Origin of the sequence: Streptomyces sp. NPDC012888, assembly GCF_042900645.1 — a bacterium.
In the GTDB taxonomy this organism is placed as follows: Bacteria; Actinomycetota; Actinomycetes; order Streptomycetales; family Streptomycetaceae; genus Streptomyces.
The window spans coordinates 464,343-483,185 of record NZ_JBIBBM010000004.1 but is presented as its reverse complement, the minus strand read 5'-3'; the positions used below and the strand labels follow the sequence as shown (position 1 = coordinate 483,185).

Genomic DNA, 18,843 nt, shown 5'->3' with positions numbered 1-18,843 from the left:
GCGCCCGTACACCGGACGCCGGCCCCACGCCCCGACCCCGATCAGGAGCGCCCCGTGGCCATCGCCCCCGCCAAGCTGTCCGACCCGACCGTCTCCGCCTTCGTCAGCGCCGTCAACGCCCACGACAAGGAGGCCTTCCTCGCCCTCCTGACCGCCGACGCCACCATGTCCGACGACGGCTCCGACCGGGACCTCCAGGAGTGGATCGACAAGGAGATCTTCGACTCCTCCGGGCACATGGACGTCCAGACGGAATCCGACGGCGGGCGCGCCCTCGTCGTCAACTACCGCAACGACACCTGGGGCGAGATGCGCACCGCCTGGCGGTTCACCATCGCGCCCGGCGGGGGGAAGATCAGCCGATTCGAGACGGGCCAGGCCTGACTACCGACTGACCATTGACAGACTGACCGGCCGCCGGAAAGACCGGAATCCGGCCGGTCCGCTCATATGCCCGGCCGCGTTGCGTCCCGTCCCGGGTCGCTCCCGTACGGGTGAATGCGCGTCCGGCGTCGTTCCGGCCCGCCGGAGGGGCCCGTTGGTCCGGGCATGAAGCGCATCCGCCGCACCCGGACCACCGCCCTCGTCCTCGCATCGGCCGCCGCCGCCCTGGCCCCCGCGCTGGTGGGGCCGGCCTCCGCCGCCGAGGGGACCTCCTACCTCCAGGACCCGGCCGGCGGCGAGAAGGACATGAAGGCGTTCCGGACCGCGGACAAGCAGCACAAGGTCGAGGGGCAGCTCCGGTTCCACCCCGGGGTGGTGTACTCCATGGTGCCCAGGAACTCCGCCAAGGGGGACCCGGACTGGGGCGCCCAGGCCCCCGACCCCAAGACGCTGGCCTGGCAGCCGAAGTTCGAGTTCGCGTGGGCGGTCTCCGACCTTGACCCGGTCAAGAAGATCCTCACGCTCAAGAAGGGGAAGCACCCGGTCACCCTGCACGCCACCCTGTGGAAGGCGGACCGCACCAAGGCCGCCGAGGTGCACAGCACCGTCCAGGACCGGCCGGCCACCGGCAGTGTCGTCCTCCCCGGCAGCAAGCGGATCGCCTGCGACACCGGCGAGTACACGGTGGAGTGGCAGCTCACCCGCACGGGCTACGGCTCGGTCGGCGGCACCCTGAAGTGGGACGCGGACTGCGCCCAGTACCGCAGGGCCTTCGCCGAGGGCACCGGCGGCCGCTGATCCCGTGGGGCCCGCGCACCTTGTGGGTGGTCGGCGGGCGGTCGGGAGGCCGCGGGACTCCGGGTGGGGGCCGCGGCGGGAGGCAAGGGGAAGACGCGAAGGGCCGGTCAGCCGGCCGAGGCCTGCTGGCGGGACTTGTTCGCGATGTCCTCCAGGACGGCCTTCGGGTCGGACCCGGGTTCCACGGCGCGACCGATGTTGCGCTTGATGGTGTCGCTGACGGTGACCCAGTTCGGGTTGTTCACCGGGTAGAGCTGGGCCACGCGCAGCGCGTCCAGGAACTCCTGGTCGGTGTCGTCCAGGCCGCCTCCGGCCGGGCTGTTCGCCGCGGTGCCCGTGGACGGCAGCAGGTGGTAGCGGCCGGCGAAATCGGAGAGCACCCGGTCCTGGTACAGGAATTCCAGGAACTTGCCGATCGGCTTCCGGTTGCCGTTCTGGTTGAACGCGACCATCCAGTCGGCGACGCCGACCGCCGGCGGGGCCGCGGCCGCGCCGAGGTCCTCGTTGACCGGCATCGACAGGGTGCGCACCTTCATGCCCTTGGCCTGGGCCGCGTGGTGCAGCGAGGGGTAGCCGTTGAGCATGCCCACCTCGCCGCGCAGGAAGGCGTTGAAGGCGTCCTGGCGGTTGAGCTTGCCGGGGGCGACCGGGCCGGTCAGCCCTTGGGCGACCAGGTTCTCCTTCAGCCACTTGAACGTCTCGACGTTCTGCTCGGAGGCCAGGTTGTAGCTGCCGCTGCTGTCGACGTAACCGCCGCCGTTGCTCAGCTCCCAGATCATCGCCTCGGCGTGGGCCTCCTCGGGCCCGAGCGGCAGCGCGTACGGGATCTTCACGCCCTTGTCCTTGAGGGCCTGGGCGGCTACCCGCAGGTCCTTCCAGGTCTTCGGCGGCTCCACCTTGGCCTTGGTGAAGAGGTCCTCGTTGTAGAAGAAGAGCCGGCTGCTCGCGACCCAGGGCAGGCCGTAGAGCGTGTTGCCGATCGAGCCCGCCTCGGCCAGCGGCTGGAGGAAGTTCGCCTCCGCCTGGACCGACAGCAGGTCCTCCGCCGGGTAGAGCTTGCCCTGGGCCGCGAAGTCCGAGTACGAACCCATGAGGGCCATGTCGGGGGCGTTGCCGGCCTTGACCATCCTGCTGACCTCGCGGTCGATGTCCGCCCACGGCAGCAGTCTGACCTCGATCTCGATGCCGGGGTTGGCAGCGCCGAACTCGGCCGTGGCCTTGTCCCAGAAGGCCTTGGAACTCGTGGAGGTCCCGTCGCCGTACTCGGCGGCGATCAGCGTGAGGGTGGCTTCGTCGCCGTCTCCGGCGGCGGCGCCGCAGCCGGAGACCGTGATGAGGAGTCCGAACGCGGCCGCGCTCGCGGCCGCCCCGAAGAGTCTTCTTCGCACGGGTGAAATCCCCTGGTTTTCTTTTGGTTACTTATGGGTTGCTCCGGGTCGGGTGTCCCGTGGTGACCGAGGTGAACCGAGGTGACCGACGTGGCCCGATGGCCGGAATTCTCTCCTGCCAAAGGCCGGGTTGCTTCCCTCGGGGTGCCAGTTATGGGCAATGCTCCAACCGGATGATTTCCGTATGGTGCTTTCGGATATGCGAATTCAATTCGGACGCGCGTAGACATGCCGAATGCCCGGTTTCCGGCGTTGCCGGACCGGTCTCGGAATGCGAGAAGGAGCGTGCGGCGCTACGCCGGGAACTCGCCCGCGTACGGGTCCGGATCGCCCGTCTCCGGGTTCCGGCCCTCCTGCCAGCGCCGCTGGGCCTTGCGCCAGTGCACGAAGCCGAGCGGCCCGCCGTCCCAGAAGGTGATGCCCACCGGGCTCACGTCGAACTCGTCCGAGAACAACCGCAGCAGGAACTCGGCCATGCCGTACGGATACACCGCGAAGGTGTCCGCGGTGTGCCGGCCGCACACCAGGACCGGCCACCTGTCCGGGTCCTCGTCTCCGGTCAGCCAGCACAGGATGTCCGAGGCGCCGGTGACCCCCCACGCGAGGATCGTCTCCGGATCGGCGTCGAACGCCGCACGGCCGCCCTCCGCCTCCCACAGCCGGCGTGCGTTCGCGGTCTCCTCCGCCATCGCCGCCGGATCCCACTGGAGGCCCGGCTTCGGCAGCGGCAGCAGGACGGTGGCCTCGCCGTTGATGGTGCCCGCCCCGTACCGGCCCATGAAGGCCACGAAGTCGGAGGGGAACCGGGTGCCCCAGGCCGCCTCCACGGCGGGCCAGTCGATGTCCTCGTCAGCACCGTGGGTGGCGGGCATCAGCTGTTCCAGCGCCTTCAGCTGCGCGTTCTCCGTCATCCCCGCTCCCGACCCGCCCCGGACGCCAACCGTCCCAACTTACCGTGCCGGTGCCGGCGGCACCCCGGGGCCCCGCGGCGCGGCCCGCACCCCCGGTACGAGCCCCCAGGCGGCCATCGCACCCGCCTCCGCCTCCAGTACGTGGCGGGCCCGCGGCCGGGGCAGGCCCAGCCGGTTCGGGCGCATGGTCCGCACGGCCAGCACCCGGAAGTCCCGGTCCAGGTAGGCCACGTCGATGGCGAACCGCATCCGGAAGGTGTGCACGCTCGCGGCCGGGGTGAGCAGCATGGCCCCCTCGATCCCGTCCCGGCCGAGCAGCCCGCGGGTACGCGCCCGGTAGGAGGCCGCGACCTCCAGGGGAACCCCGCCGGCCGGTGCGGCCAGCACCGCCCGCCCGTCCCGCAGCCCGCTCCGCGCCATCACGTACCCCCCGTCAGGACCCCGCCCCCGGCGGCGCCCAGGGTAGACCGCACCGGCCCGCCACCCTAGGGTCGCGGCATGCGGGTGCTCGTGATCATCCTGGCCGGCGGGTACGGCGTGGCCGCCGGGCTGCTGCTGCCGCGCGTCGCCTACCGGCTCTCCGTGCCGCCGGACGAGGGCCGGCGCGACCGCTGCCCGGACGGCCACCCCCTGGCCGGATGGCTCGGCCGGGCGCGCTGCCGGGCCTGCGGTCCGCCGCCCCGGGCGTACGGGCCGCGCCCTGCGCCCGTCGTGGCGGTCACCGGCGCCGTCTGCGCCGGGCTCGCGGCCGCCGCCGGGCCGCGCCCCGAGGCGGTGGTGTTCGCCGGGCTGGCCCCCGTACTCGTCCTCCTCGCGCTCGTCGACCTCGCCGTGCACCGGCTGCCGGACGTGCTCACCCTGCCCCTGGCCGCCGCGACGGCCGCCGGGCTCGGCGCGGCCGCGACCCTGCCCGCGGCGGGCGGCACCTGGACCGGCGCCCTGCTCGGCGGCGCCGGCCTGGGGGCCGGGTACCTGCTGCTGCACCTGATCAACCCGGCCGGCCTCGGACTGGGGGACGTCAAGCTGGCGCTCGCGCTGGGCGTCGCTCTTGGGTGGTACGGGTGGGGGGTATGGGTCGCGGGCGCGTTCCTCGGGTTCCTCTACGGCGCCCTGTACGGCCTCGGACTGGTCCTCACCGGCCGCGCCGGGCGTCGCAGCGCCTTCCCCTTCGGCCCGTTCATGGCGGGCGGCGCACTCACCGGAGTGCTGCTGGCCGGATTCGGAGCGTAATCGTCGCGCGCCGATGCACGCAGCACGCTTTACGAAGGGTTATGGTGGAACCCCCCCCTCGGGCCGGTCCGTATCCCCCCCACGGACCGGCCCGTTTTCCTTTCCCGGACGCCCCGCGCAAAAGCGCAGGTCAGCCTCGCTGGGCCCAGATGTTGGTGCCGGGAGTGGAGACCGCGAAGGAGTCGATCTCCTTCAGCTCCTCCTCCGTCAGCGGCGCACCGGCCAGGGCGGCCACGTTCTCCTCCAGCTGCGCCACGCTCGACGCGCCGATCAGCGCGGAGGTCATCCGGTCGTCGCGCAGCACCCAGTTCAGGGCGAGCTGCGCCAGCGACTGCCCGCGCCGGGCGGCGATCCCGTTCAGCCCGTTCAGCCGGCCGAGCACCTCCTGGGACACCAGGCTCGGGTTCAGCGACTTGCCCTGGGTGGCCCGGGAGCCCGCCGGCAGCTCGCCCCCGAGGTACTTGCCGGTCAGCAGGCCCTGCGCGAGCGGCGCGAAGGAGATGCAGCCCATGCCGGCCTCCTCCAGGGTGTCCAGCAGGCCGTCCTCCTCCGTCCACCGGTTGATCATGGAGTAGGAGGGCTGGTGGATCAGCGGCCGGACGCCCATGTCCTTCAGGATCCGCACCGCCTCCGCCGTCTGCTCCGCGGTGTACGAGGAGACGCCGACGTACAGCGCCTTGCCCTGCTGGACCGCGGACGCCAGGGCGCCCATGGTCTCCTCCAGCGGGGTCTCCGGGTCGAACCGGTGGGAGTAGAAGATGTCGACGTAGTCCAGGCCCATCCGCTTCAGCGAGCTGTCCAGCGAGCCCAGCAGGTACTTGCGGCTGCCCCATTCGCCGTAGGGGCCGGGGTGCATCAGGTAGCCGGCCTTGGTGGAGACCACCAGCTCCTCGCGGTACGCGGCGAAGTCCTGCGCGAAGACCTTGCCGAAGTTGAGCTCGGCCGAGCCGGGCGGCGGCCCATAGTTGTTCGCCAGGTCGAAGTGGGTCACGCCGAGGTCGAAGGCGCGCCGAAGGATGGAGCGCTGGGACTCCAGGGACCTGTCGTCCCCGAAGTTGTGCCAGAGACCCAGGGAGATCGCGGGGAGCTTGAGGCCGCTGTGCCCCGTGCGCCGGTACTCCATGGAGCCGTAGCGGTCGGAGTCCGCCCGATAGAGATTGGTATCAGTCACGTTGTCCTCCCTATCACGGACCTGTGACAGACCGAGTTGGGTGACCCCTCCCCGTGCGCAGTAATGTGGCGCCCTCGGGGGCCGCAATTCGCACGGGGGCATGCACGGAGGGGCTGGAAGATCGTGAAGCTGCGCGACCTGGTGTACAGGCTGTACGCACGCCGGGTGGAAGGCCGCCTGGACCACGACGCGGTGCCCAAGCACATCGGCGTCATCCTGGACGGCAACCGGCGGTGGGCCAAGGCGTCCGGCGGGACCACCGAGCAGGGCCACCGGGCCGGCGCCGAGAAGATCTCCGAGCTGCTGGGCTGGTGCAACGAGACCGACGTCGAGGTCGTCACCCTGTGGATGCTCTCCACGGACAACCTGGACCGGCCGGAGAACGAGCTGCGCCCGCTGCTCAACATCATCGAGAACACCGTCCGGGGCCTGGCGGCGGACGGCCGCTGGCGCGTCCACCACGTGGGGAACCTGGACATCCTGCCCGCCCGGACCCAGACCGTGCTCAAGGAGGCCGAACAGGCCACCGACGGGGTCGAGGGAATACTCGTCAACGTCGCGGTCGGCTACGGCGGCCGCCAGGAGATCGCCGACGCGGTCCGCTCGCTGCTCCTGGAGCACGCCGAGAAGGGGACCTCGTTCGAGGAGCTCGCCGAGATCCTCGACATCGACCACATCGCCGAACACCTCTACACCCGGGGCCAGCCCGACCCGGACCTCGTGATCCGCACCAGCGGCGAACAGCGGCTGTCCGGATTCATGCTGTGGCAGAGCGCCCACTCCGAGTACTACTTCTGCGAGGTCTTCTGGCCGGCCTTCCGCAAGGTCGACTTCCTGCGGGCGCTGCGCGACTACGCCGCCCGTCACCGCCGCTACGGCACCTGAGCGGCATTCACCGAAGGTTCACCGAGCATCCGTCATATGCCATGGCATGGCGGCGCTTGTTGAAGGGAATACCCCCAGCAGGTCGATGCCCGATCCACGGGTGTCGAATCTCAGCGGACGGCACCGGGCCGTCCGCCCGGGAGGCCCTTTGCACCAGGACGCTCGTGCCGTCGCACGGACTTCAGGGGAGGGCCGGAATTCGGCCCTTGCATTGCGGCCGATGACCGGTCCGGTCTTCATGGCCCGACCTCTTCCGAGGGGGTACGTCCTTCCGTGGTGACCAGCACTAAGCGCCGCCTGCCCGACAGGCGGACCTACGTCCTCGACACCAGCGTCCTGCTGGCAGACCCCAACGCCGTACTCCGATTCGAGGAGCACGAGGTCGTGCTCCCGATCGTGGTGATCACCGAGCTGGAGGCCAAGCGCCAACATCCGGAACTCGGCTACTTCGCCCGTCAGGCCCTCCGCCTGCTGGACGACTTCCGGGTCCGGTACGGACGGCTCGACGCCCCCATCCCCCTGGGTGATCTCGGCGGCAGCCTGCGGGTCGAACTCAACCACGCGGATCCGGGGGTCCTCCCGGCCGGCTTCCGCCTGGGCGACAACGACTCCCGGATCCTCGCGGTCGCCCGCAACCTCCAGGCCGAGGGATACGACGTCACCGTCGTGTCGAAGGACCTCCCGCTGCGCATCAAGGCCTCCTCCGTGGGCCTGCTCGCCGAGGAGTACCGCGCCGAGCTCGCCATCACGGACGGCGGCTGGACCGGCATGAGCGAGCTCCCGCTCTCCGGCGAACAGGTCGACCTCCTCTACTCCGAGGAGCGGCTGTACGTGCCGGAGGCCGCCGAGCTCCCCGTCCACACGGGACTGGTGCTCCAGTCGGAGCGCGGCAAGGCCCTGGGCCGGGTCACGGGCGACGGCAACGTCAGGCTCGTCCGGGGCGACCGCGAGGCCTTCGGACTGCACGGCCGCAGCGCCGAACAGCGGATCGCCCTGGACCTGCTGCTCGACCCGGAGGTCGGCATCGTCTCCATGGGCGGCCGGGCCGGCACGGGCAAGTCGGCGTTGGCGCTGTGCGCGGGTCTGGAGGCGGTGTTGGAGCGCCGCCAGCACCAGAAGGTGATGGTCTTCCGTCCGCTGTACGCCGTCGGCGGCCAGGAGCTCGGCTACCTGCCGGGCGACCAGACGGAGAAGATGGGCCCGTGGGCGCAGGCGGTCTTCGACACCCTCTCCTCGGTGGCGGGACGCGAGGTCATCGAAGAGGTGCTGGCGCGGGACATGCTGGAAGTGCTGCCGCTGACCCACATCCGCGGGCGTTCGCTGCACGACGCCTTCGTCATCGTGGACGAGGCCCAGTCCCTGGAACGCAACGTCCTGTTGACCGTTCTGTCCAGGATCGGGGCCAATTCCCGGGTCGTCCTGACGCACGACGTCGCGCAGCGGGACAACCTGCGGGTCGGCCGGTACGACGGAGTGGTCGCCGTGGTCGAGAAGTTGAAGGGCCATCCGCTGTTCGCCCACGTCACGCTGACCCGGTCGGAGCGCTCGCCTATCGCCGCCCTGGTGACCGAGATGCTGGAAACCCTCTGACCGAATCCGCCCCAAACCGCCCATAGGTGGCGGACCAGTTGACGCCGTCCGGCGAAGGCGCAGGAGCCTAGCCGGGCGGCGTCTCCTTGCACAGCAGTTCGCCCGAACCACTCGGGTCGCCCCAGGTGTGACCTTTCCCACGCAACGGAGAATTGCCTTGCGGCATCCGGGTCCGGCAGAGTCTGTTCTCCGTCAGGCCCCGCATACGGCACAGCTGTACCCACAATTGAAGAACCGTCCGCCGTATGCCGCCCGTTCACCGGGCCCGCGCCTCCAGTGACCGCAGAACCGTGGAGGCCTGTGTCAGGGGCACTATCGCGGACGCTGCGGTCACAGCGCGGACGCTGCTGGAAGGACACCGTGTGAGCCGGATCTCGGTCCGGGGAATCGCCGTGGCATCGGCCACCGCGGTCACCACCGTCGGCGCAGTCGTGGGCGTTGCCACCGGCGACCCCTCGAACGATCTCGAGACCACCGCGTCGGGTGCGACGCTCCTCGCGGACATCCCGGTCGGAGAGCAGGCGCAGGTCCAGACCGCTTCCCTGACGCAGCAGGCCGATGCCCTCGCGACCTCCGCCGACGCCTCCGCGAAGAAGTCGACCGAGGAGGCCGCCCGCCTCCAGGCCGCGAAGGACGCCAAGGAGAAGAAGGCGGCCGCCGAAGCCCAGGCGAAGAAGGAGCGCGAGGAGAAGGAGCAGGCCGCCAGCCGCTCCGCCGCCGCCGTCCGCGACGGCTCCGCCTTCTCCCCGCAGACCTCCTACACGGTCGCCGAGGTCAAGGCCATAGCCCGGCAGATGGTCCCGGCCGGTCAGTTCCAGTGCTTCTCGAACATCGTGAACCACGAGTCGACCTGGAACTACAAGGCCACCAACCCGTCTTCGGGCGCCTACGGCCTGGTCCAGGCCTACCCGGGCTCGAAGATGGCCTCGGCCGGCGCCGACTGGCGCACCAACCCCGCCACCCAGATCGAGTGGGGACTCAACTACATGAACGACCGCTACGGCAGCCCTTGCGGCGCCTGGTCGTTCTGGCAGGCCAACAACTGGTACTAGCCGCCCGCGGCCGGTCCGCCCCCGCCTGCGCAGAGCCCCGCACCGTCCGACGGTGCGGGGCTCGCCGCGTGTACGGTCGACGCGTGCGGGGGGTCTCCCCGGGCGTCGGGGGGAGAAGGGAACGAGATGGCGAAGAGAGCGGGCTGGCTCGGCCGGCTCGGCAACAAGCTGAACCGGATGGAGGAACGCCTCAACGAGCGGCGCGCCGAGGTCGAGGCCGAGGCCAACGGGGTGTCCGAGCCCGGCGCACCCGGCGTCGCGCCCGTACCTCCCGGCCCGGCGCCGTCCGACGCGGCAGCGGGGCCCGTCGCCGCTCACCCCGTCCCGGCGCACCACCCCGCCGTGTTCCAGCCGCGCCCCGATCCGGCGAGCGTGGTCCCGTGGGGGGTGCGGGTGGCCGCCGAGGTCAGCTGGCGGCTGCTGCTGATGGCCGGGATGCTCTGGGTGCTGATGAAGGTGATCAGCGAAGTCCGCCTGGTCGTCCTCGCCTTCGCCGCCGCCCTGCTGGTCACCGCCCTGCTCCAGCCCTTCGTCGTACGGCTGCGCCGGGCCGGGCTGCCGCGCGGGCTGGCCACCGCCGTCACCGCCGTTCTCGGCTTCGTCGTCATCGGCCTGGTCGGCTGGTTCGTGGTCTGGCAGGTCATGGAGAACCTCGACGACCTCTCCGACCGGGTCCGGGACGGCATCAACGAGCTCAAGGCGTGGGCCCTGGACAGCCCCTTCCACGTCACCGAGAAGCAGATCAACGACATCGCCGACAACCTCACCGACACCATCGGCACCAACACCGAGGAGATCACCTCGGCGGGCCTCCAGGGCGTGACGGTCATGGTCGAGGTGCTGACGGGCATCCTCCTCGCCATGTTCTCCACCCTCTTCCTGCTCTACGACGGGAAGCGGATCTGGGGCTGGGTCCTCGGCCTGGTGCCCGCCGTCGCACGGCAGGGCGTCGCCGGCGCCGGCCCGCGAGCCTGGCGGACCCTGACCGCCTACGTGCGCGGCACGGTGATCGTGGCCCTGATCGACGCGGTCTTCATCGGCCTGGGCATCTGGATCCTGGACGTGCCGCTGGCGGTGCCGCTGGCCGTCTTCATCTTCCTGTTCGCGTTCATCCCGCTGGTCGGCGCCGTGGTCTCCGGCGCGCTGGCCGTCGTGGTCGCGCTGGTGACCGAGGGCGTGTTCGCCGCCCTGATGGTGCTGCTGGTCGTACTGGCCGTCCAGCAGATCGAGGGCCACGTGCTCCAGCCGTTCATCCTCGGCCGGGCGGTACGCGTCCACCCGCTCGCCGTGGTGCTGTCGGTGGCGGCCGGCGGCATGGTCGCCGGCATCGGGGGAGCCGTCGTCGCCGTTCCGCTGGTGGCCGTCACCAACACCGTCGTCGGCTACCTGCGGGTGTACTCGGGGGAGCGGGCGGCGCGCACGGGGCCGGGCCCGCACGGGGCCACGGCACTCATCTCCGCTCCGGCGGACCAGGGGGGAGGAACGGCCGGTGATCAGCGAACCTGAGCTCGAAGGCAGTTCGGAGCCGATGCGGGGCGCCGGCGGGACGGTGGAGCCGGCCGGCCCCCGTCCCGCCGTCCGGCGCCCGGCCTGGGCGTGGGCCCTGGCCGGGGCGGCGGTCGCGTCCGCGCTGTGGGCGGGCGGGCTGTACGTCGTCCACGCGCTGGGGGAGAAGGGGCCGCCCCTGCGGTACGCGCACACCGGCGCCCTCTGCGAGAAGTTCGACCCGGCCGCGCTCAGGGCCGTCGTCGGGAACGTCGGCGCCGAACGTGAGGACACCGAGCGGCGGCACGCGGCCCTGGACACGGCGTACTGCACCATGAGCACCGCGGCGACCCCGGAACAGCTGGGCTCCGGACAGCCCTACTACCAGTACCGGGTGGGCGTGCTGGTGGAACGGCACAAGAACACCGACCCGCGGACCGAGTTCGAGGTGGACCCCCGCCGGGACCTGTGGTCGGCCGCCACCCCCGACGAGGTCGAGGGCCTGGGGGAGCGCGCGCTGATGACGAACGACGTCAGGGACGGGCCGCGGCTGCGCGTGCTGGACGGCGGAGTGGTCCTCACCGTGGACGTGAGCTGGTACTGGGTCGCCCCCGACGAGAACACCGGGGAGGAGGGGCCGGAACGGCAGCCGGACTGGGAGGCCGTGAAGACGGCCATGGTGAAGGACACGGCCACACTGCTGGGCGCGCTGCGCACCCGGTGAACGCCCCCGGGTGAACGCGGACGGGCCCCGCGGAGCATGACGCTCCGCGGGGCCCGTGCCGTCCGTCCGCCCGGTCACTCGGCGGCGAGCGCCGCCTCCGCGTCCAGGGTGACGGCCACGGCCTGGATCACCGAGGCGATCTTGAAGGCCTCCTGGACCGTGTCCCGGTCCACGCCGGCCTTGCGCAGCACCTGCTCGTGGGAGTCCAGGCACTGCCCGCAGCCGTTGATCGCGGAGACCGCGAGGGACCACAGCTCGAAGTCGACCTTCTCCACGCCCGGGTTGCCGATGACGTTCATCCGCAGACCGGCCCGCAGGGTCCCGTACTCCGGGTCGGAGAGCAGGTGGCGGGTGCGGTAGAAGACGTTGTTCATCGCCATCACCGCGGCCGCGGACTTCGCCGCGGTGTACGCCTCCGGCGAGAGGGCGGCCTTCGCCTCGGGCTCCAGCTCACGCAGGACGCGCGGGGAGCGGGCGGCGATCGCGCAGGACAGGACCGTGCCCCACAGCTGCTGCTGCGTCAGGGTGTCCTGGTTGCCGATGACCGAACCCAGGTTGAGCTTCAGGTCCTTGGCGAAGTCCGGTATGGCCGACTTGAGGGAGTCGAGGGACACGGGTCACTCACCGGCCAGGAGCGCGCCGGCGTCGAGGGTGTCCTCGCCCTTGTTCCAGTTGCAGGGGCACAGCTCGTCGGTCTGCAGGGCGTCGAGGACCCGCAGGACCTCCTTGGGGTTACGGCCCACGGAACCGGCGGTCACCATCGAGAACTGGATCTCGTTGTTCTGGTCGACGATGAACACGGCGCGCTGCGCGAAGCCGTCCTCGCCCTGCACGCCACAGGCCTGCATCAGCTCGTGCTTGGAGTCGGCCAGCATCGGGAAGGGCAGGTCACGCAGGTCGGCGTGGTCCTTGCGCCAGGCGTGGTGGACGAACTCGGAGTCGCCGGAGACGCCCAGGACCTGCGCGTCGCGGTCGGCGAACTCCTCGTTCAGCTTGCCGAACGCGGCGATCTCGGTCGGGCAGACGAAGGTGAAGTCCTTCGGCCAGAAGAAGACCACGCGCCACTTGCCCTCGTAGGTCTTGTGGTCGATCTGCGCGAACTCCTTGCCGGCCTCCAGCGAGACGCAGGCGGTCAGATCGTAGCTCGGGAACTTGTCACCGACAGTGAGCACGTTCTCTCCTCGTGGACGTGGAAAGGAACCTTTTTGAGGGCTTTCCGAGGGGGTTGGACGGATCTCACATGCTGGCACAGCTGCATTGATTACAGAAATCGCTAGAGTGGAACGACGTGATCGGAGGTGCCTATCAGTGGCTGTCGGTAATAGGGGAGCGAAGCAACCCACGCTCGCACAGCTGCGTGCCTTCGCGGCCGTGGCGGAACACCTGCACTTCAGGGACGCGGCCGCGGCGATAGGAATGAGCCAGCCCGCCCTCTCCGGAGCGGTCTCCGCCCTGGAGGAGTCCCTCGGCGTGCAGCTGCTGGAGCGCACCACCCGCAAGGTGCTGCTCTCCCCGGCGGGCGAGCGGATCGCCGCCCGCGCCCGGGTGGTCCTCGACGCCACGGCCGGGCTGCTGGAGGAGGCCGAGGCGGTCCGCGCGCCCTTCACCGGGGTGCTGCGCCTCGGCGTGATCCCCACCGTGGCCCCGTACCTCCTGCCCACCGTCCTCGGGCTGTTCCGCCGCCGGTACCCGCTGATGGACCTCCAGGTGCACGAGGAGCAGACCGGCTCCCTGCTGGACGGGCTGTCCGGCGGACGGCTGGACCTGCTGCTGCTCGCGGTGCCGCTCGGCGCCCCCGGCATCACCGAACTTCCGCTGTTCGACGAGGACTTCGTCCTGCTCGCCCCCCGCGCGCACCCGCTGGCCGGCCGCCGGGACATCCCCCGGGAGGAACTGCGCGGACTGCCCCTGCTGCTGCTCGACGAGGGCCACTGCCTGCGCGACCAGGCCCTGGACATCTGCCGCGAGGCCGGCCGGACCGACGGCGCGGACGTCACCACCACGGCCGCCGGGCTGTCCACCCTGGTCCAGCTGGTCGCCGGCGGGCTGGGCGTGACCCTGCTGCCGCGGACCGCGCTGCGCCTGGAGACCACCCGCAACGAGCACCTGGCCACCGGCTACTTCGCCGAACCGGCCCCGTCCCGGCGGATCGGTCTGGCCATGCGTACGGGCACGGCCCGCGCGGCCGAGTTCCGGCAAGTGGCGGCCGCGTTGCGGGAAGCCGTCCGCCCGCTCCCCGTGTGGCCGACGGACTGAAGCCGGGGCGCGGGGCGCGGGGCGGGCGGGCGGACGGCGCGCCGGGCGGGCCCGGCGTACGGCGCTACTCGGTGCGCAGGCCGTCCGGGCGCATCATCCGGACCAGCGGCGGCAGGCTGAGCGCGGTCACCAGGAGGGCCACTCCGGCGCCGGTGCCGGCCATCGCGGAGACCGACAGCCAGTCGACGCGCACCGGTACGTCGGTCACCCGCATCAGGACCGCGCCCAGGGTGACGCCCACCGTGATGGCCAGGCCCACGCCCAGCGCGATCGGCAGGGCGGTCTGCCAGAGCACCGACAGGCTCAGCGTGGACCGCTTGGTGCCGAAGGCGACCAGCGCGGACAGCAGCTTCCTCCGTTCGCGCAGCTGTTCCAGCTGCAGTACCAGCAGGCTCGCCCCGATCAGCACCAGTACGGCGGTCGCGCCGATGTACAGCCCGGTCCGGATGGACGTGAACTGCGGTGTCGTCGCCCGCTGCTGGAGCGTCATGGCGACGGCCAGGGGGTCCGCCCGGAAGGCGGCGTTGCGGGCGCGGTCCAGCGAGTCCGGCACCCGCGGGTCCGTCTTCACGTAGACGACCCCGTACTCGAGGCTGCCGGGGCCCTGGGGTGCGGCGGAGGGGGTGACCAGCAGGCCCGAACTCGGGTTGCCGTTCGGGTCCGGACGGGCCGTCACGGACCGGGCGCCGGCCGGGACCGTCCAGGGGATCGGGGCGGGGCCGCCCTCGTGTCCGTAGACGTTCCCGGTGAACAGCCGGTCGCCGGCCTTCGCGGTCCCCTCGGAGGAGTCGGCGGGCAGGACGAACACGTCCCCGTCCCGGCAGGAGGGCAGGGTGGCGAGCTCGGCGAGGGCCGCGCAGCTGCCCACGGTCACGGGGATGGTGCCGCCCTCGGTCACCGGCCGGTGGGCCGCGGAGGTGCTGGCCAGCGGGACGGACCGGATGACGCCCTTCCCCTTCGCGACGGCGTCGCCGAGGGCCTGGACACCGTCGGCGGAACCGCGGCTCAGGACGGACAGCGAGGCCCGCGACGGGTCGTGTCCGGTCTCCTCGGAGTAGTCGTGCTCGACTCCCGCGAACAGCATGTGCAGGGCGATGGCACCGGCGACCGCCACCGCGATGCCGTTGACCAGACGCGCGGCGGTGCCGCTGGTCAGCTGGAGCCGGCGCACGGCGAGCTGCCAGGAGACTCCGCCCCCGCCGCCGAGCCGGCCGACGATCCGCTCCAGCAGCCAGGGCAGCAGGGCGGTGATACCGACGAGCAGCAGCACCACGCCGGCCGACACCTGCCACTCGTTGAAGTAGCCCGAGTCGTTCCCGCGTCCCATGAGCGGCAGCAGCAGCCCGAGTCCGGCCAGCGGCATCAGCAGCCGCCACCACATCCGGCGCCTGCGCGGCACGGCCGTACGGACGACGCCCAGCGGCTCGATGACGACGCGGCGCAGCGCGAACAGGGTCACCCCGACGGCCGCGGCGGGCACCACGGCCGCGACCAGGGCGGCCAGCCAGGGTGCGGGGTCCAGGTCGGAGGCGAACACCCCGCGCTGGGAGACGCCGATCCCCTCGGCGGACGCGCGGGCGAGGAGGAACAGGCCGGCGCCCAGGACCAGGCCCACCACCGACCCGGCCAGCGCCTCGCCGGCGGCGATCCGGCGGACCGTCCGGCCGTCGGCGCCGACCAGCCGGAGCGCGGCCAGCCTGCGGTCGCGCCGGTCGCCGCCGAACCGGACGGCGGTCGCGACGAACACGGCGACGGGCACCAGCAGTGCCACGAGCACCAGCAGCACCAGCAGTGTGAGGACCGGGTCCAGCGGCGCGGCCTCCTCGGTGGCCCCGAACGAGTCGACGCGCCGGACGGGCGACTGGTCGCCGGCCTCCAGCCGGTCCGAGCCGAGGTAGAAGTACAGGTCGCCGGGGCCCACGAGGCCCGCCTTGCCGATGGTCCCGACGATCGGCCCGTCGAGGCGTTCGCGCAGCAGCCTGCCCTCGTCGGTCTTCATCAGCCGGTCCAGGGCGGGGGAGACCACCAGCTCGCCGGGGCCGGGGAAGGCCGTGAGGCCCGGGGGCAGCGGCGCTTCGGGGCCTTCGGGCCGGACCAGCCGGCCGTCCACCCCGTAGGACCGGTAGGTCTGGTCGACCTGCGCGACGAGCAGGGTGCCGGGACCGCGCTCCGGCATGCCCTCGGCCTGCCCGGTGGCCGTGTCGCGGGCGTCGGCGCGGGCGTCGCGGTGCGCGAGGAGGCTGGGCAGCGCGGTGGTGAGCAGCAGCAGCGCCACGCCGAGGCCGACGCCGACACCGGTCAGGGCCGTGCGCATCCAGCCCTCCCGGCCGCCGCCGAAGGCGAACCGGACGCCCATGGCGAGATCGCGGCCCCAGGTGCCGAACGCGCTCATACGACGCGCTCCATGTCCCGGGAGCGGCCGTCCCGTACGACGATCTCCCGGTCGGAGTAGGCGGCGACCCGGGTCTCGTGGGTGACCAGGACGACGGCGGCGTTGGCGGACCGGGCCGCCTCGGTGAGCAGCTGCATCACCAGCTCGCCGTTGAGGGAGTCCAGGGCGCCGGTCGGCTCGTCCGCGAAGAGGACGCGGGGGCCGGTCACCAGGGCGCGGGCCACGGCCACCCGCTGGCCCTGCCCGCCGGACACCTCGCCGGGGCGCTTGCCGCCGAGTTCGGCGACCTGGAGCCGGTCCATCCACTCCCGTGCGGCCGCCTCGGCGGGCCTGCGCTTGACGCCGTTCAGGCGCAGCGGCAGCGCGACGTTCTCCACGCAGGTCAGCTCGGGGACGAGCTGGCCGAACTGGAAGACGAAGCCGAAGTCGGTACGGCGCAGGGCGCTGCGCTCGGCGTCGCTCATGGCGGTGAGCTCGCGCCCGGCGTAGCCGATGCTGCCGGAGTCGGGCGTGACGATGCCGGCCAGGCAGTGCAGCAGCGTGGACTTCCCGGAGCCGGAGGGTCCCATGACGGCGACGACCTCGCCGGGGTGGATGGAGAACTCGGCGCCGTCCAGGGCGCGGGTTGCCCCGTACGCCTTGTGCAGGCCGGTGGCGGTGAGCAGGGAACCGGCGGGGTTCATCCGCGGACCTCCTTCGCGAGCCGGTCGAGGCGGGCGGCGGCGAGCTCCAGCCAGCGCAGGTCGGCCTCCAGGTGGAACAGGGCGTGGTCGCAGACGAGCTGGTCGGCGAGGTCGCCCTTGCGCTTGCGGGTGGTCAGGATGCGCATCAGGCGCAGGTGTTCGGCCCGCTGGGTGTCGAGGAGGTCCTGGGCGCTGCGGCCGGTGAGCAGCGCGAGGACCACCTTGGTGTACAGGACGGACTGCAGGTACGGCTCGGGCTTCTCGGGCTGGGCGAGCCAGTCCGCGACGTCGGTGACGCCGGCGTCGGTGATGGCGTACCGCTTGCGGTCGGGGCCGTCGCCGGCCTCGATGCCGTCGACCTCCACGAGGCCGTTCTTCAGCAGCCGGGACATGGTCGCGTAGACCTGGCCGTAGGCGAGGGGTCTGTCGTGGCCGAACTTCTCGTCGAAGGCGCGCTTGAGGTCGTATCCGTGGCGGGGACCGGCCTCCAGGAGGCCGAGGAGCGTGTGACCGATGGACATGGCGGCGACTGTACACCCGGTGTATACCTCGTGTGTATACGCGCAGCGAATAGGCCTGCGGAACGCCGGAAACGGGAACGGCACGGGAATGGCACGGGAACGGCCCCGCCGGTGCACGGGGCGCGGGGCGCCCTGCACCGGCGGGGCCGGAAGGGGTCAGCCGTTCGGCTTGGGGGGCCGGCCGCGCCGGGGGATGGGGGCAGATTCCGAAGGGAGGCGGCCCGCCTCGGCGAGCGCCCGGCGCAGCAGGAACTCGATCTGGGCGTTGGCGCTGCGCAGTTCCTCGCCGGCCCAGCGGGCGAGCGCGTCGTGGACCTGCGGGTCCAGCCGCAGCAGTACCTGCTTGCGGGCCTGCCGGGCCGGCTTGGGCGGCGGCCCGGCGTCGTCCTGCTCCGGCGGGGTCACTGGTACAGCGTGCCCGTGTTCACGACCGGCTGGGCGGCGCGGTCACCGCAGAGGACCACCATCAGGTTCGAGACCATCGCGGCCTTCCGCTCCGGGTCCAGTTCCACGATGTCCTCCTCCGTCAGCCGGTGCAGGGCGAGCTCGACCATGCCCACCGCGCCCTCGACGATCTGCTTGCGGGCCGCCACCACGGCGCCGGCCTGCTGGCGCTGGAGCATCGCCGAGGCGATCTCCGGAGCGTACGCGAGGTGGGTGAAGCGGGACTCGATGATGCGGACACCGGCCGCGTCGACCCGGTCGTGGAGCTCCGCCGCGAGCTTCTCGGTGATCTCCTCGGCGTTCTCGCGCAGCGAGAGCCCGCCCTCGTCGTGGGAGTCGTAGGGGTACTCGATGGCGATGTGCCGGACCGCCGCCTCCGTCTGGGTCTCCACGAACTCGGTGAAGTCCTCCACCTCGAAGACCGCCCGCGCGGTGTCCTCGACCTTCCACACCACGACCGCCGCCAGCTCGATCGGGTTGCCGTAGGCGTCGTTGACCTTCAGCACCGCCGTCTCGTGGTTGCGGACCCGGGTGGAGATCGTCTCGCGGGAGGTCAGCGGGTTGACCCAGCGCAGCCCGTCGGTGCGGATCGTGCCCCGGTAGCGGCCGAACAGCTGGACCACGCGGGCCTGGCCGGGTTCCACCACGTTCAGCCCGCACATCGCGAACAGCGCGCCGAGGGCGAGCAGGACGCCGAGGACGATCAGCGACACCTTGGCGGCCGTCCCCGCCGCGACGGCTCCGGCGACGACCAGGCCCGCTCCGGCCAGCACGCCGGCCAGGCCGAGCAGCAGCGCGGGCCCGCCACCGATGCTGCGGGCCCTGTACTCGCGCACCCGCGGCTCCGCCGGCTCCCCCGGCCCCTGCGCGACCGTCACAACTTCCGTCATGGCTCTCCCCGTTCCGTGCCGAGCTTCTAGCAAAGTGAT

20 protein-coding genes are annotated in these 18,843 nt (G+C 72.0%); 9 read left to right on the top strand and 11 right to left on the bottom strand.

Annotated features, from left to right (window positions below; translation table 11 throughout):
- Positions 1-54 precede the first annotated feature (54 nt).
- The gene (locus tag ACFY61_RS09600) at positions 55-384 is read left to right on the top strand and encodes a nuclear transport factor 2 family protein (RefSeq protein WP_389469176.1); all 330 of its coding nucleotides are present in this window, start codon (positions 55-57) and stop codon (positions 382-384) included.
- A 165-nt stretch (positions 385-549) separates the two neighbouring features.
- Positions 550-1,182, top strand: coding sequence for a hypothetical protein (locus tag ACFY61_RS09595; RefSeq protein WP_389469174.1), 633 nt, complete (start codon positions 550-552; stop codon positions 1,180-1,182).
- A 107-nt stretch (positions 1,183-1,289) separates the two neighbouring features.
- Here ACFY61_RS09595 and ACFY61_RS09590 read toward each other — a convergent pair whose 3' ends face one another.
- From ACFY61_RS09590 to ACFY61_RS09580, 3 genes are all read right to left on the bottom strand, one after another.
- A complete protein-coding gene (locus tag ACFY61_RS09590) occupies positions 1,290-2,570 on the bottom strand; it encodes an extracellular solute-binding protein (RefSeq protein ID WP_389469171.1) in 1,281 nt (426 codons plus the stop codon).
- Between the two features lie 293 nt (positions 2,571-2,863).
- Positions 2,864-3,481, bottom strand: a complete 618-nt coding sequence (locus tag ACFY61_RS09585; RefSeq protein WP_389469170.1) for an SMI1/KNR4 family protein — start codon at positions 3,479-3,481, stop codon at positions 2,864-2,866.
- A gap of 39 nt (positions 3,482-3,520) precedes the next feature.
- On the bottom strand, positions 3,521-3,901 hold the full coding sequence (locus ACFY61_RS09580) for a DUF192 domain-containing protein (protein ID WP_389469168.1): 381 nt from the start codon (positions 3,899-3,901) through the stop codon (positions 3,521-3,523).
- 78 nt (positions 3,902-3,979) lie between these two features.
- Between ACFY61_RS09580 and ACFY61_RS09575 the strand changes: the two genes are divergently transcribed.
- Entirely contained in the window at positions 3,980-4,711 is a 732-nt protein-coding gene (locus ACFY61_RS09575) for a prepilin peptidase (protein WP_389469167.1), read from the top strand.
- Between the two features lie 130 nt (positions 4,712-4,841).
- On the opposite strand, the gene mgrA is transcribed toward ACFY61_RS09575, so the two are convergent.
- Positions 4,842-5,882, bottom strand: a complete 1,041-nt coding sequence (gene mgrA, locus ACFY61_RS09570; RefSeq protein ID WP_389469164.1) for an L-glyceraldehyde 3-phosphate reductase — start codon at positions 5,880-5,882, stop codon at positions 4,842-4,844.
- A gap of 123 nt (positions 5,883-6,005) precedes the next feature.
- Between mgrA and ACFY61_RS09565 the strand changes: the two genes are divergently transcribed.
- The 5 genes from ACFY61_RS09565 to ACFY61_RS09545 all read left to right on the top strand — a co-directional run bounded on the left by ACFY61_RS09565 (position 6,006) and on the right by ACFY61_RS09545 (position 11,618).
- A complete protein-coding gene (locus tag ACFY61_RS09565) occupies positions 6,006-6,767 on the top strand; it encodes an isoprenyl transferase (protein WP_389469162.1) in 762 nt (253 codons plus the stop codon).
- A 273-nt stretch (positions 6,768-7,040) separates the two neighbouring features.
- Positions 7,041-8,357 (top strand): PhoH family protein, encoded by a 1,317-nt coding sequence (locus tag ACFY61_RS09560; RefSeq protein ID WP_389469160.1) that lies wholly within the window; start codon positions 7,041-7,043, stop codon positions 8,355-8,357.
- Positions 8,358-8,719: 362 nt separating this feature from the next.
- Positions 8,720-9,409: a transglycosylase SLT domain-containing protein gene (locus ACFY61_RS09555; protein ID WP_389469158.1), complete on the top strand. Its 690-nt coding sequence runs from the start codon at positions 8,720-8,722 to the stop codon at positions 9,407-9,409.
- A 126-nt stretch (positions 9,410-9,535) separates the two neighbouring features.
- Complete coding sequence (locus tag ACFY61_RS09550; RefSeq protein ID WP_389469156.1) at positions 9,536-10,915, top strand: AI-2E family transporter; 1,380 nt, start codon at positions 9,536-9,538, stop codon at positions 10,913-10,915.
- Positions 10,899-11,618, top strand: coding sequence for a hypothetical protein (locus tag ACFY61_RS09545; RefSeq protein ID WP_389469155.1), 720 nt, complete (start codon positions 10,899-10,901; stop codon positions 11,616-11,618). The genes ACFY61_RS09550 and ACFY61_RS09545 overlap by 17 nt, the downstream gene beginning before the upstream one ends.
- 74 nt (positions 11,619-11,692) lie before the next feature.
- On the opposite strand, the gene ACFY61_RS09540 is transcribed toward ACFY61_RS09545, so the two are convergent.
- Together ACFY61_RS09540 and ACFY61_RS09535 are read right to left on the bottom strand one after the other, a co-directional pair.
- Positions 11,693-12,232, bottom strand: a complete 540-nt coding sequence (locus tag ACFY61_RS09540; protein WP_389469153.1) for an alkyl hydroperoxide reductase — start codon at positions 12,230-12,232, stop codon at positions 11,693-11,695.
- A 3-nt stretch (positions 12,233-12,235) separates the two neighbouring features.
- On the bottom strand, positions 12,236-12,790 hold the full coding sequence (locus ACFY61_RS09535) for a peroxiredoxin (RefSeq protein WP_389469151.1): 555 nt from the start codon (positions 12,788-12,790) through the stop codon (positions 12,236-12,238).
- Between the two features lie 136 nt (positions 12,791-12,926).
- Here ACFY61_RS09535 and ACFY61_RS09530 point away from each other — a divergent pair, with 136 nt between their 5' ends.
- Complete coding sequence (locus ACFY61_RS09530; protein ID WP_389469149.1) at positions 12,927-13,874, top strand: hydrogen peroxide-inducible genes activator; 948 nt, start codon at positions 12,927-12,929, stop codon at positions 13,872-13,874.
- A 64-nt stretch (positions 13,875-13,938) separates the two neighbouring features.
- On the opposite strand, the gene ACFY61_RS09525 is transcribed toward ACFY61_RS09530, so the two are convergent.
- The 5 genes from ACFY61_RS09525 to ACFY61_RS09505 all read right to left on the bottom strand — a co-directional run bounded on the left by ACFY61_RS09525 (position 13,939) and on the right by ACFY61_RS09505 (position 18,804).
- Entirely contained in the window at positions 13,939-16,266 is a 2,328-nt protein-coding gene (locus ACFY61_RS09525; protein WP_389469146.1) for an ABC transporter permease, read from the bottom strand.
- The gene (locus ACFY61_RS09520) at positions 16,263-16,949 is read right to left on the bottom strand and encodes an ABC transporter ATP-binding protein (protein ID WP_389469144.1); all 687 of its coding nucleotides are present in this window, start codon (positions 16,947-16,949) and stop codon (positions 16,263-16,265) included. The genes ACFY61_RS09525 and ACFY61_RS09520 overlap by 4 nt, the downstream gene beginning before the upstream one ends.
- Positions 16,946-17,470, bottom strand: coding sequence for a PadR family transcriptional regulator (locus ACFY61_RS09515; protein WP_389469141.1), 525 nt, complete (start codon positions 17,468-17,470; stop codon positions 16,946-16,948). The genes ACFY61_RS09520 and ACFY61_RS09515 overlap by 4 nt, the downstream gene beginning before the upstream one ends.
- Before the next feature lie 156 nt (positions 17,471-17,626).
- A complete protein-coding gene (locus tag ACFY61_RS09510) occupies positions 17,627-17,875 on the bottom strand; it encodes a hypothetical protein (RefSeq protein WP_389469138.1) in 249 nt (82 codons plus the stop codon).
- Complete coding sequence (locus tag ACFY61_RS09505) at positions 17,872-18,804, bottom strand: SPFH domain-containing protein (protein WP_389469135.1); 933 nt, start codon at positions 18,802-18,804, stop codon at positions 17,872-17,874. Before ACFY61_RS09505 ends, ACFY61_RS09510 begins: the two co-directional genes overlap by 4 nt.
- Positions 18,805-18,843: the final 39 nt, after the last annotated feature.

What these genes read in the sequence shown, in the direction of transcription:
- ACFY61_RS09505 (WP_389469135.1), bottom strand. Translation starts at nt 18,804, where the DNA reads ATGACGGAAGTTGTGACGGTCGCGCAGGGGCCGGGGGAGCCGGCGGAG.
- ACFY61_RS09525 (WP_389469146.1), bottom strand. Translation starts at nt 16,266, where the DNA reads ATGAGCGCGTTCGGCACCTGGGGCCGCGATCTCGCCATGGGCGTCCGG.
- ACFY61_RS09550 (WP_389469156.1), top strand. Translation starts at nt 9,536, where the DNA reads ATGGCGAAGAGAGCGGGCTGGCTCGGCCGGCTCGGCAACAAGCTGAAC.
- ACFY61_RS09575 (WP_389469167.1), top strand. Translation starts at nt 3,980, where the DNA reads ATGCGGGTGCTCGTGATCATCCTGGCCGGCGGGTACGGCGTGGCCGCC.
- ACFY61_RS09585 (WP_389469170.1), bottom strand. Translation starts at nt 3,481, where the DNA reads ATGACGGAGAACGCGCAGCTGAAGGCGCTGGAACAGCTGATGCCCGCC.
- ACFY61_RS09580 (WP_389469168.1), bottom strand. Translation starts at nt 3,901, where the DNA reads ATGGCGCGGAGCGGGCTGCGGGACGGGCGGGCGGTGCTGGCCGCACCG.
- ACFY61_RS09595 (WP_389469174.1), top strand. Translation starts at nt 550, where the DNA reads ATGAAGCGCATCCGCCGCACCCGGACCACCGCCCTCGTCCTCGCATCG.
- ACFY61_RS09515 (WP_389469141.1), bottom strand. Translation starts at nt 17,470, where the DNA reads ATGTCCATCGGTCACACGCTCCTCGGCCTCCTGGAGGCCGGTCCCCGC.
- ACFY61_RS09520 (WP_389469144.1), bottom strand. Translation starts at nt 16,949, where the DNA reads ATGAACCCCGCCGGTTCCCTGCTCACCGCCACCGGCCTGCACAAGGCG.